General features: G+C 58.7%; 13 protein-coding genes and 1 pseudogene. 5 read left to right on the top strand and 9 right to left on the bottom strand.

Annotated elements, in window-relative coordinates; genetic code table 11:
- Window positions 1-18: 18 nt before the first annotated feature.
- From NGJ21_RS26075 to arsJ, 4 genes and pseudogenes are all read left to right on the top strand, one after another.
- Window positions 19-96, top strand: a pseudogene (locus NGJ21_RS26075) (arsenate reductase ArsC); the annotation flags it as partial.
- Window positions 97-113: 17 nt separating this feature from the next.
- Complete coding sequence (arsH, locus tag NGJ21_RS12335; RefSeq protein ID WP_251962167.1) at window positions 114-830, top strand: arsenical resistance protein ArsH; 717 nt, start codon at window positions 114-116, stop codon at window positions 828-830.
- 121 nt (window positions 831-951) lie between these two features.
- Complete coding sequence (locus NGJ21_RS12330) at window positions 952-1,956, top strand: ArsJ-associated glyceraldehyde-3-phosphate dehydrogenase (protein ID WP_251962166.1); 1,005 nt, start codon at window positions 952-954, stop codon at window positions 1,954-1,956.
- 9 nt (window positions 1,957-1,965) lie between these two features.
- A complete protein-coding gene (arsJ, locus tag NGJ21_RS12325; protein ID WP_251962165.1) occupies window positions 1,966-3,198 on the top strand; it encodes an organoarsenical effux MFS transporter ArsJ in 1,233 nt (410 codons plus the stop codon).
- Between the two features lie 59 nt (window positions 3,199-3,257).
- Here arsJ and NGJ21_RS12320 read toward each other — a convergent pair whose 3' ends face one another.
- The 3 genes from NGJ21_RS12320 to NGJ21_RS12310 form a co-directional block, all read right to left on the bottom strand.
- The gene (locus NGJ21_RS12320; RefSeq protein WP_115273200.1) at window positions 3,258-4,133 is read right to left on the bottom strand and encodes an isocitrate lyase/PEP mutase family protein; all 876 of its coding nucleotides are present in this window, start codon (window positions 4,131-4,133) and stop codon (window positions 3,258-3,260) included.
- Between the two features lie 117 nt (window positions 4,134-4,250).
- On the bottom strand, window positions 4,251-5,558 hold the full coding sequence (dctA, locus tag NGJ21_RS12315; RefSeq protein ID WP_115273201.1) for a C4-dicarboxylate transporter DctA: 1,308 nt from the start codon (window positions 5,556-5,558) through the stop codon (window positions 4,251-4,253).
- A gap of 102 nt (window positions 5,559-5,660) precedes the next feature.
- Window positions 5,661-6,830 carry a mandelate racemase/muconate lactonizing enzyme family protein gene (locus NGJ21_RS12310; RefSeq protein WP_089230364.1) on the bottom strand — a complete coding sequence of 390 codons (1,170 nt, stop codon included), beginning with the start codon at window positions 6,828-6,830 and terminating at the stop codon, window positions 5,661-5,663.
- A 99-nt stretch (window positions 6,831-6,929) separates the two neighbouring features.
- Here NGJ21_RS12310 and NGJ21_RS12305 point away from each other — a divergent pair, with 99 nt between their 5' ends.
- Entirely contained in the window at window positions 6,930-7,823 is an 894-nt protein-coding gene (locus NGJ21_RS12305; protein ID WP_174142378.1) for a LysR family transcriptional regulator, read from the top strand.
- A gap of 223 nt (window positions 7,824-8,046) precedes the next feature.
- Here NGJ21_RS12305 and glmS read toward each other — a convergent pair whose 3' ends face one another.
- The 6 genes from glmS to atpG form a co-directional block, all read right to left on the bottom strand.
- On the bottom strand, window positions 8,047-9,882 hold the full coding sequence (glmS, locus tag NGJ21_RS12300; protein WP_046786781.1) for a glutamine--fructose-6-phosphate transaminase (isomerizing): 1,836 nt from the start codon (window positions 9,880-9,882) through the stop codon (window positions 8,047-8,049).
- Window positions 9,883-9,884: 2 nt separating this feature from the next.
- A complete protein-coding gene (locus NGJ21_RS12295) occupies window positions 9,885-10,661 on the bottom strand; it encodes a DeoR/GlpR family DNA-binding transcription regulator (RefSeq protein WP_161872851.1) in 777 nt (258 codons plus the stop codon).
- A gap of 214 nt (window positions 10,662-10,875) precedes the next feature.
- Window positions 10,876-12,243 (bottom strand): bifunctional UDP-N-acetylglucosamine diphosphorylase/glucosamine-1-phosphate N-acetyltransferase GlmU, encoded by a 1,368-nt coding sequence (gene glmU, locus NGJ21_RS12290; RefSeq protein ID WP_251962164.1) that lies wholly within the window; start codon window positions 12,241-12,243, stop codon window positions 10,876-10,878.
- A 120-nt stretch (window positions 12,244-12,363) separates the two neighbouring features.
- Complete coding sequence (locus tag NGJ21_RS12285) at window positions 12,364-12,783, bottom strand: F0F1 ATP synthase subunit epsilon (RefSeq protein ID WP_012316945.1); 420 nt, start codon at window positions 12,781-12,783, stop codon at window positions 12,364-12,366.
- A gap of 43 nt (window positions 12,784-12,826) precedes the next feature.
- The gene (gene atpD, locus NGJ21_RS12280; protein ID WP_016489910.1) at window positions 12,827-14,203 is read right to left on the bottom strand and encodes a F0F1 ATP synthase subunit beta; all 1,377 of its coding nucleotides are present in this window, start codon (window positions 14,201-14,203) and stop codon (window positions 12,827-12,829) included.
- 27 nt (window positions 14,204-14,230) lie between these two features.
- Window positions 14,231-15,091 carry a F0F1 ATP synthase subunit gamma gene (gene atpG / locus NGJ21_RS12275; protein WP_046786783.1) on the bottom strand — a complete coding sequence of 287 codons (861 nt, stop codon included), beginning with the start codon at window positions 15,089-15,091 and terminating at the stop codon, window positions 14,231-14,233.
- Between the last annotated feature and the right edge of the window lie 2 nt (window positions 15,092-15,093).

Genomic DNA, 15,093 nt, shown 5'->3' with positions numbered 1-15,093 from the left:
CCTTGCCGAGAAGAACCGATGAAAGTTCTGTTCCTCTGCACAGCCAATAGCTGCCGCAACACCCTCTGCGAGACCGCTTTCAGCCACCTGGCGCCTTGTCTCAGGAGTAAATCATGACCGAACACCACATCCCCAACATCGACAACGATCTGGTCGACCTGCCGACCGCAGCCAAACTGGCAGTCGAGCAAAAGTCCACTCATAAGCCTCGCATCCTGCTGCTGTACGGATCGACCCGCGAACGTTCCTTCAGCCGTCTGCTGACGGAAGAAGCAGCCCGCCTGCTGGAGCACTTCGGTGCCGAGACGCGAATTTTCAATCCGTCCGGCCTGCCATTGGCGGACGACGCCCCCGACGACCACCCTATGGTCAAGCAGCTGCGCGATCTGGTGCTGTGGTCCGAAGGCATGGTCTGGTGCTCGCCAGAACGCCACGGTGCAATGACCGGCGTGTTCAAGTCGCAGATCGACTGGATTCCACTGAGCATGGGCGCCGTGCGCCCGACCCAAGGCAAAACCCTTGCGGTGATGCAGGTCTGCGGTGGCTCGCAGTCGTTCAACGTGGTCAACCAGCTGCGTGTCCTCGGCCGCTGGATGCGCATGTTCACCATCCCTAACCAGTCGTCCGTGCCGAAGGCCTATCTGGAATTCGACGAGGCGGGCCACATGAAACCCTCTTCGTACTACGACCGTGTCGTCGACGTGATGGAGGAGCTGGTGAAGTTCACCCTTCTGCTTCGTGACCGCTCCGACTACCTGGTCGATCGCTACTCCGAGCGCAAGGAGTCGGCAGAGGAACTGTCCAAGCGTGTCAACCAACGATCCATTTGAGGCTTTCTGAGCAGGCAACTGCACCCGTACCCCGTGCTAGCAACGCTGCGCACGTTGGGTACATCAACCAGTTCAGCGACACCCTCTGACCTTTCGCTAATCGCGATCCGAGAACAAGAACATGGCTATCAAAGTAGGTATCAACGGGTTTGGCCGTATTGGTCGCTTGGCGCTCCGCGCGTCCTGGGACTGGCCAGAATTCGAGTTTGTGCAGATCAATGACCCGGCCGGTGACGCCGAGACCCATGCCCATCTGATCAACTTCGATTCGATCCACGGACGCTGGCACCGTGAAGCCCGCGCAGAAGGCGACGCGGTAGTGATCGAAGGCAAGCGCCTCAAGGTCACCGCGAACAAGACCATCGCGGACACAGACTGGTCGGGCTGCGATCTGGTCATCGAGGCCAGCGGCAAGATGAAGTCGGTAGCCGTGCTCCAGGCCTACCTGGATCAGGGCGTCAAACGTGTGGTGGTCTGCGCTCCAGTGAAGGAGAAAGGCGCACTGAACGTGGTGATGGGCGTCAACCAGCACCTGTTCGACCCGGCGCAGCACCGTATCGTCACCGCCGCTTCTTGCACCACCAACTGCCTGGCCCCGGTGGTCAAGGTGATTCACGAGAACCTGGGCATCCGCCACGGCTCGATCACCACCATTCACGACCTCACCAATACCCAGAGCATCCTCGATACACCGCACAAGGACCTGCGGCGCGCGCGTGCCTCAGGCATGAGTCTGATACCGACCACGACAGGCTCGGCCACCGCAATCGCCGAGATCTTCCCCGAGCTGCGCGGCAAGCTGAATGGTCACGCCGTGCGTGTACCGCTGGCCAATGCCTCGCTGACAGACTGCGTGTTCGAAGTGGAACGACAGACGACGGCTGAAGAGGTCAACGCGCTGCTGAAAGCCGCTGCCGAAGGGCCGCTGAAGGACATCCTGGGCTACGAAGAGCGCCCCTTGGTGTCCATCGACTACCGCACCGATCCACGCTCCTCAATCATCGATGCGCTGTCCACCTTGGTGGTCAACGGTACCCAGGTGAAGATCTACGCCTGGTACGACAACGAGTGGGGCTACGCCAACCGTGCAGCTGAGCTGGCACGCTTGGTCGGCGCAGCGGAGTAAACAGCGATCATGAAGGCGTTGTCAGCCCTGCCTGCACAAGTGCGTCAGTACCTGCTGGTTACCGGCAATTACTGGGCCTTCACCCTCACCGACGGCGCATTGCGCATGCTGGTGGTACTGCACTTCCATTCGCTGGGCTACACGCCGCTGCAGATCGCGGCGCTGTTCCTGTTCTACGAAGTGTTCGGCGTGATCACAAACCTGGTGGGCGGTTACCTCGGCGCCCGCCTGGGGCTCAACCGCACCATGAACATCGGCCTTGGCATGCAGGTTGTGGCCTTGCTGATGCTCACGGTACCGGCAACCGGGCTGACGGTGCCGTGGGTGATGGCCGCCCAGGCGCTATCCGGCATCGCCAAGGACCTGAACAAGATGAGCGCCAAAAGCTCCATCAAGCTCCTGGTGCCGGACAGCCAGCAAGGCACGCTCTACAAGTGGGTGGCCATCCTCACGGGCTCCAAGAACGCGCTCAAAGGCGTCGGCTTCTTCCTCGGGGGAGCACTGCTTGCGCTGCTTGGTTTCACCCTGGCGGTGCTGGCCATGGCAGCAGTACTGGCTCTGATCTGGATCGGCAGTTTGATGCTGCTGAAAAAGGACTTGGGCAAAGCCAAGGCCAAACCGAAGTTCCGCGACATGCTGTCCAAGAGCCGGGCCATCAACATCCTCTCGGCCGCACGGCTGTTTTTGTTCGGTGCGCGGGACGTCTGGTTCGTGGTGGCGTTGCCGGTGTACCTGAGCACGGCGTTTGGCTGGGACTTCTGGCTGGTCGGTGGTTTCTTGGCCGCGTGGGTGATCGGCTATGGCATCGTCCAGTCGCTTGCTCCTCACATCACCGGCAAGAAGCGCGGTCATGTGCCCGATGGCAGAGCGGCCTTCATCTGGGCAATCGCCCTGGCCGGGCTCCCTGCGCTCATAGCCGTGGGCCTGTCGGCAGGCTGGTCGGCGCAAATAGTGCTGCTTGGTGGGTTGATGCTGTTCGGCGTGCTGTTCGCGGTGAACTCATCGCTGCACAGCTACCTGATCGTCAGCTATGCCAAGGAAGACGGCGTCTCCCTGGATGTAGGCTTCTACTACATGTCCAACGCCCTCGGTCGCTTGGTCGGCACGTTGCTGTCAGGTTGGGTGTTCCAAGCTTATGGGTTAGAGGCTTGTTTGTGGGTCTCCAGCATCTTCGTATTGGCTGCCGCACTCATCTCGATCGCACTGCCTAGGCACAGTGAGATTGCACACCAGGCAAACTGATCAGTGAGGAAATGCGGGGGCCGTCAGGCCTCCGCTTTCACCGGGCCGCGTGGGATGACTCAGCGTGGCGAGTCGTGCCCTACCTTCAGATACGTCTTCGTCCACTCTCGATAACTTTCGACGCGCGTGTACTTCGAAATCAGCTCAGGGAGGGAGAGTTCGCGCCCCTGTGAACCGCTTTGCTCACGCAGCGCTTGGTAGATCGACTTGATCGCTGAAAAATAAGGAGTATGCCCATTGACCACGATGCGCACATTGGCCGCGCTGAGTTTTTCAACATCACTGAGGGCCGGATTACCGTAGTTGATAAGCATGATCGGCGTGGTGAGGTGTTCCGTGAGTGCCGCTAGGTGATGGAAGTCTTTGACCCCGACCAAGCAGATAGCATCTGCACCCGCTTTCTCATAGGCCGCAGTACGAGCGATAGAATCTTCCAGAGTGGTTGCGGCCACGTTCGTTCTGGCGATGATGCTGAGGCTGTCATCCGAGCGGGAAAATCGAGCAGCGTAGATCTTGGCTGCTGCCTCTTCCCCTCCGATCAACGCCGGCGATTGCTCTTCGTATCTGGCCGGCAGATGAGTGTCTTCCAAAGTCAACGCGGCAACGCCGGCTTTCTGTAACTCAGTGACTGTGCGCATGACATTCAGCGCATTCCCAAACCCATGGTCAGCGTCAGCGATGATAGGGATTTGGCTCGCACGCCCAACTCTGTTGACCTGCTCGACATACTCATCAAGCGTCAGGAGTGCAATGTCCGGTGCCCCAAGCACTTGAAGCGAGGCGACAGACCCTCCCTGTATACCCACCTCGAAACCGAGGTCGGATGCCATACGCACCGATATGGGATCGAATACGGAAGCAGCAAATTTACAGACATGTCCTTGAAGCAAATCACCAAACGCCTTGCGCAATTCATGATGCGATCGCTCGATCATATTCGGCTCCATCAAATTCATTCAGCTGGTGCAGAGCACGCTTTGCGGGGCTAAAGAAACCAGATCACAACCGATCATCGCCGACTTTCAAGCGCGATGACCGGAAGTGAAGGTGAGTCACTTATGCGCCAGCAAGGCCTTCCTTGCCGCCTTTTCCTGTTTCATGGCTGCGATTTCTCGTTCACAAGCTTCGACATCAAAGGAGTTGTCCCACTTGGCGATCGCGATGGTGCCGATGCCATTACCGATCAGGTTGGTCACCGCCCGCGCTTCGTTGAGGAACCGATCGATGCCCAGCAGCAGCACAAGGCCTACCAGCGGAATGGAATGGATAGTTGTGAGCGTTGCAGCCAGCGTTACAAACCCCGCACCCGCAACGCCAGCCGAGCCTTTGGAGGTCAGCAGGAATACGGCCAGCAGAATCATTTGATCCATGAATGTCAGCGGCGTGTTGGTCGCTTGGGCGATGAAGATGGCAGCCATTGTGAGGTAGATGCATGTGCCGTCCGCGTTGAAGGTGTAGCCCGTAGGCAGCACCATGCCGACCACCGATTTCTTGCAGCCAAGCTTCTCCAGTTTCACCATCATTCTCGGAAGCACGGCTTCGGTTGAGCAGGTACCTAGGGTGATGAGAATTTCATCTTTGAAGTAACGGAGGAACTGCATCAGCGGCATTCCGGACCATCTGGCGACGGCACCGAGCACGACCACAATGAATATCAGAGTGGTGATATACAGTGCGATCAGCAATTGGCCGAGTGACAGCAACGTGCCGATACCGTACTTGCCAATGGTGAATGCCATGCCGGCACCGGCGCCGATCGGAGCGAGGCGCATGACCATTGCGACGATTTTGAACAGGCCTTGAAGGAACAAGTCGATGGTATTGATCAGCGGCTTGCTGGTTTCACCCATCTGCACCAGAGCGACGCCCATCAAGACAGAAAGCAGGATCACCTGCAGCATTACGCCGTTGGAGAAAGCGCCGACGAAGGTATGCGGGATGATATTGAGGAAGAATTCGATCGTGCCGCCTTGTTCACTCGCGGCTTGGCTGTATTTGCTGATGGCACTGCCATCGAGGGCGTTGGCATTGATGTTCATGCCTTCGCCGGGTTTAACGATGTTGACCACAATGAGGCCGACGACCAAGGCAATGGTCGACAGTATCTCGAAGTAGATAAGCGCCTTAACGCCAATTCGGCCAACCTCTTTGATGCTGCCCATCTTGGCGATACCAACAACGACAGTACCGAAGATGATCGGTGCCAAGAGCATCTTGATCAGTTTGATGAAGCCATCGGCGAAAGGTTGGAGCTTGGCACCGATATCGGGTAAGAAGTAACCGATTGCCGCGCCGATCACGATGCCGATCAGCACTTGCACATACAGCTGGCCGTACCAGCGGGATTTGGAAATTTCCACGAAAGCACCTCATTTTATTTTTGTGATGGGCATGTGGCTTGGCGGTGCTGCGCTCCGCCTGGTACTGCGGCCTCTTCTACAGAGACCGCATACCGAGGATGATCAACCCTCGCCCAGCTCACGCATCACTGCGTACAAGGCGGATTTGGCTTCAAAGCCCACACCCGGAATGTCGGGCAGGCCGACGTAGCCGTTTTCAACCTTGATGCCGTCCGCGAAGCCGCCGAACGGCTGGAAAACATCCGGGTACGACTCGTTACCACCAAGGTGCAGGCCGGCGGCAATGTTGAGCGACATCTGGTGGCCACCGTGGGGTACAACGCGGCGGGAAGACCAGCCCATTTCTTCCATCACCTTGAGGGTGCGCATGTATTCGACAAGGCCGTAAGACAGCGCGCAGTCGAACTGCAGATAGTCACGATCAGGTCGCATACCGCCGTGGCGCAGCAGGTTGCGGGCGTCCTGATGAGAGAACAGGTTTTCGCCAGTGGCCATAGGCAGTTCATAGTGATTTGCCAGCTCAGCCTGCAGCGCGTAGTCGAGCGGATCACCGATCTCTTCGTACCAGAACAGGTTGTATTTCTTGATGGCTTCGGCGTAGGCGATACCGGTCTGCAGATCGAAGCGCCCATTGGCATCGACGGCCAGGCGGCGGCCGTCGCCAACCACTTCAAGCACGGCTTCGATACGGCGGATGTCCTCGTCCAGCGGGACCGCGCCGATCTTCATTTTCACGACGTCGTAGCCGCGGTCGAGATAGCTCTGCATCTCGGCTTTGAGCTTGGTTTGATCTTTGCCAGGGTAGTAATAGCCGCCGGCTGCGTACACCCAGACTTTATCGTCGGCGACGCCGTTGCGGTAACGATCAGCGAGCAAGCGGTACAGCGGTTTTCCTTCGATTTTTGCTACGGCATCCCAAACCGCCATGTCGATGGTGCCCACGGCGACAGAGCGCTCACCGTGACCTCCTGGTTTCTCGTTGGTCATCAGGGTTTTCCAGATGGCAAACGGGTCCAGGTTGTTGTTTTCGTGGTCGATGAGAGTCTCTGGGTCTGCTTCAGTGATACGTGCAAGGAAGCGGTCACGCATCAAAGCGCCTTGGCCATAGCGACCGTTGGAGTTGAAGCCATAGCCGATGACCGGCTTACCGTCGCGAATCACATCCGTGACAACAGCGACGACCGAGCAGGTCATCTTGGAAAAATCGATATAGGCATTGGCGATTGGCGAGGCAATGGAAACGGTTTTTTCACGGATGTCGACGATACGCATGACGGGTTCCTCTTGTTGTATGTGGCCCCACGTTATGCTTTGAGGTAGCGCTCGCCCAATGCTATTAATGCCGGACCCTATGCACAGGAGGCATGGCCCTTGGAACTTGTTTGGCTAGAAGATCTTTCAGCGCTGGCGGAGTACGGAAGCTTCGTGCGGGCGGCCGAAGCGCGACACGTAACCCAGCCGGCCTTCAGCCGCAGAGTCCGCTCTCTTGAGAACTGGATGGGAGTTGAGCTGTTCGTGCGCTCACCACATGGAGCCACGCTCACCGAGGCTGGCAGGCATATCTTGCCCAGTGCCCAGGAAGCGGCCCGATCCTTGTACCGGATACGCAGCGAAGCTCAAGAGGTCGCAGGGGTAGCAGCCAGGTCACTACAATTCGCAGCGACACACTCCCTCTCGTTTACATTCTTCCCGAAGTGGCTCCGGAGTTCCGAAAGCGGTGCGCCAATCGAGGCAGTTCAACTGCACTCAGATAGCATGGCCGTTTGTGAGCAAATGCTGATTCATGGCCAGGTTCAGTTTTTGCTATGCCACCGCCACCCCGACGTACCGCCGCTATTGGCACCCGAACAGTTCACCAGCAAGAAGATAGGCGAAGACACTCTCGTTCCGCTTGCCAGTGCCCGCGCTGACTTCGGTACTTCTCCTGCGGCATTGCCTTACCTCGCCTACACCCATGAATCCGGACTGGGCCGTATCGTCGCGCACAGACTGCGCGGCAAAGAAGATTACCTTCACCTCAAGCCCCTGTTCACCAGTCACCTTGCAGCGGTGTTGATGTCCATGGCCTTGGAAAGCAAGGGCGTGGCGTGGCTACCCAAGAGCCTTACGGAGCAGGAGATACTGGACGGGCGTTTGATCCGGGCGCTCGATGAAAGCTGGGACATTCCCCTGGAAATTCATCTGACCCGGCCAAAAGCAACCCTCAGTCAGTCTGCAGAAACATTCTGGGCCAGGGCGGGAGTTGATCAGTCGCCTGCAATGTAAGGCGACGCGGGATGGCGCTTGTCACGCACGACGAAAGAGTTTCATCAGCCTTAATTGGGAAGGCTGCGAGAAAACGCCAGTCTGAGGTAGGGGAGAAGCAGGGAGGCTTGTAAAACCGCCGGTAGAGGAAAAGCGAACGCTTCCCCCTCTACCGGCGGCAGTTTCAATTGTTCGACGACCGTTTTAATTCAACGAAACCAATTGGCCTCTTGGCCGCCGATGCTTATTCCACCGTCACCGACTTAGCCAAGTTACGCGGCTGGTCAACATCAGTGCCCTTGAGCACCGCCACGTAGTACGACAGCAACTGCAGTGGAATGGTGTACAGGATCGGTGCCAGCGCGTCAGCGATGTGCGGTACCTTGATTACATGGGTACCTTCGCCGTTGCTCATACCGGCGTGCTCATCGGCGAACACCACCAGCTCACCACCCCGGGCGCGGACTTCCTGCAGGTTCGACTTGAGCTTCTCCAGTAGCTCGTTGTTCGGCGCTACAGTAACCACCGGCATGTCGTTATCCACAAGCGCCAGCGGGCCATGCTTGAGCTCACCCGCAGGGTACGCTTCGGCGTGGATGTAGGAAATCTCTTTGAGCTTGAGCGCACCCTCCATCGCAACCGGGTACTGCGCACCACGGCCCAGGAACAGGGTGTGGTGCTTGTCGGCGAACAGCTCGGCGATCTTTTCGACGGTGTGGTCCATGGCCAGGGCTTCGCCCAGGCGTGCCGGCAGGCGACGCAGCTCTTCGACCAGCTCCGCTTCCACACCAGCCTCGAGGGTGCCACGCACCTGGCCCAGGGCCAGGGTCAGCAGCATCAACGATACCAGCTGGGTAGTGAACGCCTTGGTCGACGCCACGCCGATTTCCGGGCCGGCCAGTGTCAGCAGGGTCAGGTCGGATTCGCGGACCAGCGAGCTGATACCCACGTTGCAGATGGCCAGGCTGCCGAGGAAGCCCAGTTCCTTGGCATTGCGCAGGGCAGCGAGGGTGTCGGCAGTTTCGCCAGACTGGGAAATCGAAACGAACAGGGTGTCCGGCTGGACCACCACCTTGCGGTAGCGGAACTCACTGGCTACTTCGACCTGGCAAGGGATGCCGGCCAAGCTTTCCAGCCAGTAACGGGCGACCATGCCGGCGTGGTAGCTGGTACCACAGGCCACGATCTGCACGTTGCGCACCTTGGCGAACAGTTCAGCAGCCTGTGGGCCAAAGGCCTGGACCAGCACATGGTCCTTGCCCAGGCGGCCTTCCAGAGTGCGCTGAACCACGGTCGGCTGCTCGTGAATCTCCTTGAGCATGAAGTGGCGATATGCGCCCTTGTCAGCGGCTTCGGCGCCTTCGTGATACTGCACGGTTTCGCGCTGGACCGCGTTGCCGGCCTGATCCCAGACCTTCACCTGGTCACGGCGGATCTCAGCGATGTCGCCCTCCTCCAGGTACATGAAGCGGTCAGTGACCTGGCGCAGCGCCAACTGGTCGGAAGCCAGGAAATTCTCACCATGGCCAAGGCCAATCACCAACGGGCTGCCACTGCGCGCGGCAACCAGACGATCGGGTTGTTTCACGCTGATCAGCGCCAGGCCATAGGCACCGTGCAGGCGCTTGACCGCTGACTTCAGTGCGTCCGCCAGGTCCGGGATGGTCTTGAGGGTATGGTGGATCAGGTGGACGATAACCTCGGTATCGGTTTGCGAAACGAACACATAGCCCAAGCCTTTGAGCTCTTCGCGCAGCTCTTCATGGTTTTCGATGATGCCGTTGTGTACCACTGCCACTTCTTCACCCGAGAAATGCGGGTGCGCATTGCCCTCGGTCGGTGCGCCGTGGGTAGCCCAACGGGTGTGGGCAATGCCCAACTGGCCGATCAGCGGGTCGGCAGCGTTGGCAGCGTCCAGTTCAGCGACCTTGCCGATGCGGCGTCGGCGCTGCAGTTCACCTTGCTGGGTATAAACGGCAAGGCCGGCGCTGTCGTAGCCGCGGTACTCGAGCCGCTTGAGGCCTTCGATGAGAATGGCGGTGATGTTGCGTTCAGCTACGGCGCCAACGATTCCACACATGATTATTTCTCCTGGCTGATCGCGGCGCACATCAGGTTGACGCCGCGGGCTTGAATCTGTTCGCGTGCCGCTGCTGGCAGGCGTTCGTCTGTAATGAGGGTGCTGACACTGCCCCAAGGCAGTTCAAGATTGGGGATCTTGCGCCCGACCTTGTCGGATTCGACCATCACGATCACCTCGCGGGCCACTTCGGCCATGACTCGGCTCAGGCCCAGCAGCTCATTGAAAGTCGTGGTGCCGCGGTTGAGGTCGATGCCATCTGCGCCGATGAACAACTGGTCGAAATCGTATGAGCGCAGTACCTGCTCGGCGACCTGGCCCTGGAACGACTCGGAGTGCGGGTCCCAGGTGCCGCCGGTCATCAGCAGTACCGGTTCATGCTCAAGCTCGCTAATGGCGCGGGCCACGTTCAAAGAGTTGGTCATCACCACCAGGCCTGGCTGGCGGCCGAGCTCAGGGATCATCGCGGCAGTAGTGCTGCCACTGTCGATGATGATCCGCGCGTGTTCACGGATACGGCCGACAGCAGCGCGGGCGATGGCTTTCTTGTAGGCAGACACTGGCTGTGCGGTTTCCCCAAGCATCTCCTGCGGAACCGGTACCGCGCCGCCGTAGCGACGCAGCAGCAAGCCATTGGCCTCGAGGGCAGCGAGGTCCTTGCGTATGGTGACTTCCGACGTTTCAAAGCGCTTGGCCAATGCGTCCACACTGACCTCACCTTGCTCGCTGAGCATGGCCAGGATGTTGTGACGGCGTTGGGGGGTATTTCGTTTCGACATGGGCGCTTAAGTTTCGATTCGAAAGATAATGATTGCAATCAAAACCTATGAGAGAGATTTCGTCAAGGCTGTCGATCTGAAAAATCACCGGCCTGTGGATAAATAAATACCACCGATCGCGGTGCAGCGGCTTGCCCCTCCGATGCCTTTACAGCCAATAAAAAAGCCGACTTATTCACACAAGTCGGCTTTCGATCGAACGGGCTGTGGATAATCAGTCCTTCTTGATCTTCTCCGGCCGCTTCCAGCCATCGATGTTACGCTGACGCGCACGTCCCACGGCAAGTTGCCCAGCCTCGACAGTCTGGGTAATCGTCGAACCCGCCGCAGTTGTGGCCCCCGCCTTGATATCCACAGGCGCCACCAACGAGTTGTTCGAACCGATGAACACATCCTCGCCCATCACAGTCTTGAACTTGTTGGCACCATCGTAATTGCACGTGATGGTGCCAGCACCAATATTGGTGCGTGCCCCGATCTCGGCATCACCCAGGTAGCTCAAGTGACCCGCTTTGGCGCCTTCACCCAGGTGGGCATTCTTCAGTTCGACAAAGTTACCCACATGGGCCTTGGCATCCAGCACGCTGCCCGGGCGCAGGCGCGCGAACGGGCCGGCATCGCTACCCTCGCCCATCACGGCGCCTTCAATATGGCTGTTGGCCTTGACCACCACGCCTTTGCGCAGGGTGCTGTCCTTGATCACGCAGTTAGGCCCAATCTGAACGTCGTCCTCGATCACGACCTTGCCTTCGAGGATGACGTTGATATCGATCAGCACATCGCGACCAACGGTCACTTCACCACGCACGTCGAAACGAGCCGGGTCACGCAGGGTCACACCCTGTGCCATCAATCGTCGGCCTTCGCGCAGTTGATAGTGGCGCTCGAGTTCGGATAGCTGGCGCCGGTCATTGGCACCCTGCACTTCCATCGGGTCGTGCGGTTGTTCGGTAGCCACCACCAGGCCATCAGCCACTGCCATGGCGATGACGTCGGTCAGGTAATACTCACCTTGGGCGTTGTTGTTCGACAAACGCCCCATCCAGTCGGCAAGGTGAGCGGCTGGCAGGGCCAGGATGCCGGTATTGCCTTCCTTGATCGCTTTCTGCACATCGCTGGCGTCCTTGTGCTCGACGATCGCAGTCACCTTGCCTTGGGCATCACGCACAATGCGCCCGTAGCCGGTCGGGTCTTGCAGGTTAACGGTGAGCAGGCCCAGCTGCTGGTCGGTGGCCTTGGCCAGCAGGCGTTGCAGGGTTTCCACTTCAATCAGCGGTACGTCGCCATACAGCACCAGCACCGTGTCGGCAGTGATCGCCGGCAGCGCTTGGGCAACGGCATGCCCGGTACCCAGTTGCTTGTCCTGCATAACGAAATTCAGGTCGTCGGCTGCCAGGCGCTCACGCACCTGCTCCGCACCATGGCCAATCACTACGTGAATGCCTTGAGGCTGAAGCTGCCGTGCGCTGTGGATAACATGGCCGAGCATGGAATTGCCGGCCACCGGGTGCAGCACCTTGGGCAGCGCCGAGCGCATGCGGGTACCTTGGCCGGCGGCGAGAATAACGATATCGAGTGACATTGACTGGCTACCAATCCTGGGCGGTCAGAGAAATGACCGAGGGGGAATTCGGAAAAAGAAAAAGGGTAGCCGAGGCTACCCTTTTACTCAATCGCAACAGCAGTGATCAGCCGGGGCCGATTACTTGCCTTTGCGCATTTGCTGGACGGTACGCAGCTGAGCTGCGGCCTCGGCCAGACGTGCGGCGGCGGCGCCGTAATCGAAGTCCGCGCCTTTCAGACTCAGGGCGTTCTCGGCAGCCTTGAGGGCTTCCTGAGCCTGAGCTTCATCCAGGTCTGTAGCACGTTGCACGGTATCGGCAAGCACCTTGACCATGTTCGGCTGAACCTCGAGGAAACCACCAGAGATGTAATACACCTCTTGGGCGCCACCCTGCTTGGTCAGCGTGATCGGACCTGGCTTCAGATTGGTGATCAGAGGCGCGTGGCCTGGAGCGATACCAAGATCACCCAGGTTACCGTGCGCAACCACCATCTCGACCAGACCGGAGAAAATCTCTCCTTCCGCGCTGACGATATCGCAATGGACTGTCATAGCCATCTGCTTGCCTCAACCTGATAGCGCCCCTTGCGGGGCGCAGGAATTACAGTTTCTTGGCTTTCTCGATCGCTTCGTCGATGCTGCCGACCATGTAGAACGCTTGTTCTGGCAGGTGGTCGTAGTCACCTTTGAGGATGCCGCTGAAGCCAGCGATGGTGTCTTTCAGGGAAACGTACTTACCTGGCGAACCGGTGAAAACTTCGGCCACGAAGAACGGCTGCGACAGGAAGCGCTGGATCTTACGAGCGCGGGCTACCAGTTGCTTGTCGGTCTCGGACAGTTCGTCCATACCCAGGATCGCAATAATGTCCTTCAGCTCTTTGTAGCGCTGCAGAACATACTGAACGCCACGAGCAGTGTCGTAGTGCTCATTGCCGATCACGTTCGGGTCCAGCTGACGCGAAGTCGAGTCCAGTGGGTCGACCGCTGGGTAGATACCCAGGGAGGCGATGTCACGGGACAGAACGACGGTGGCGTCCAGGTGGGCGAAGGTGGTCGCTGGCGACGGGTCGGTCAAGTCGTCCGCTGGTACGTATACGGCCTGGACGGAGGTGATCGAACCTTCCTTGGTGGAGGTGATGCGCTCTTGCAGAACGCCCATCTCTTCAGCCAGGGTCGGCTGGTAACCTACTGCCGAAGGCATACGGCCCAGCAGTGCGGATACTTCGGTACCGGCCAGGGTGTAACGATAGATGTTGTCGACGAACAGCAGAACGTCGTTACCTTCGTCACGGAACTTCTCAGCCATGGTCAGGCCGGTCAGCGCTACGCGCAGACGGTTTCCTGGTGGCTCGTTCATCTGACCGTAGACCAAGGCTACTTTGTCGAGAACGTTGGAGTCCTTCATCTCGTGGTAGAAGTCGTTACCCTCACGAGTACGCTCACCCACACCAGCGAACACGGAGTAACCGCTGTGTTCCATGGCGATGTTACGGATCAGTTCCATCATGTTTACGGTCTTGCCGACACCGGCACCACCGAACAGACCAACCTTACCACCCTTGGCGAACGGGCAAACCAGGTCGATAACCTTGATGCCGGTTTCCAGCAGGTCGTTGCCGCCTGCCTGGTCAGCGAACGAAGGCGCTGGCTGGTGGATACCGCGACGCTCTTCTTCGCCGATCGGGCCGGCTTCGTCGATCGGGTTGCCCAGTACGTCCATGATACGGCCCAGGGTGGCCTTACCAACAGGAACGGAAATGGCAGCACCGGTGTCGACGACATCCAGACCGCGCTTCAGGCCTTCGGTCGAGCCCATCGCAATGGTACGAACCACGCCGTCGCCCAGCTGCTGCTGAACTTCCAGGGTGGTTTCCGCGCCTTGTACTTTCAGCGCGTTGTATACACTCGGCACGACGTCACGTGGGAATTCCACGTCGATGACGGCGCCGATGATTTGAACGATACGTCCGCTACTCATAGCTGGATCCTCTGAATATGTGAACCGTTAAACCGCGGCAGCGCCGCCGACGATTTCCGAGATCTCCTGGGTGATCGCAGCCTGACGCGCCTTGTTGTAGATCAGCTGGAGCTCTTTGATCAAATCACCGGCGTTGTCTGTGGCGTTCTTCATCGCGATCATCCGGGCCGCTTGTTCAGCAGCGTTGTTCTCGACCACCGCCTGGTATACCTGCGACTCCACGTAACGCACCATCAAGCCGTCCAGCAGCTCTTTTGCGTCGGGTTCGTACAGGTAATCCCAGTGGTGCTTGAGTTCCTGATCCGGGGTTGCCACCAACGGTACCAATTGCTCGACCGTCGGCTTCTGGGTCATGGTATTGATGAACTTGTTCGAAACCACGCAGAGGCGATCGATACGGCCGTCCAGGTAGGCGTCCAGCATCACTTTGACGGAGCCGATCAGATCGTTGATCGATGGCTCTTCGCCCAAGTGGCTGATCGCGGCTACGACGTTGCCGCCAAAGATGCGGAAGAAAGTCGCACCCTTGCTGCCGATCACGCACAGGTCGATTTCCACGCCCTGTTCGCGGTTCGCGTTCATGTCCTTGACCAGGGCCTTGAACAGGTTGGTATTCAAGCCACCGCACAGACCACGGTCACTGCTCACCACAATATAACCGGCACGCTTTACAGGGCGCTCGATCATGAAGGGGTGGCGGTATTCCGGGTTGGCGTTGGCCAGATGACCGATCACCTGGCGGATACGCTCCGCGTAAGGACGGCTAGCAGCCATGCGCATTTGTGCCTTGCGCATCTTGCTGACCGCCACTTTCTCCATGGCGCTGGTAATTTTTTGCGTGCTTTTGATGCTCGCAATCTTACTGCGAATCTCTTTTGCGCCTGCCATGT

The organism is Pseudomonas sp. Marseille-Q5299 (assembly GCF_943737035.1).
In the GTDB taxonomy this organism is placed as follows: domain Bacteria; phylum Pseudomonadota; class Gammaproteobacteria; order Pseudomonadales; family Pseudomonadaceae; genus Aquipseudomonas; species Aquipseudomonas putida_E.
Note: the sequence above shows the minus strand (reverse complement) of the source record. Positions and strands in the feature narration are given on the sequence as shown.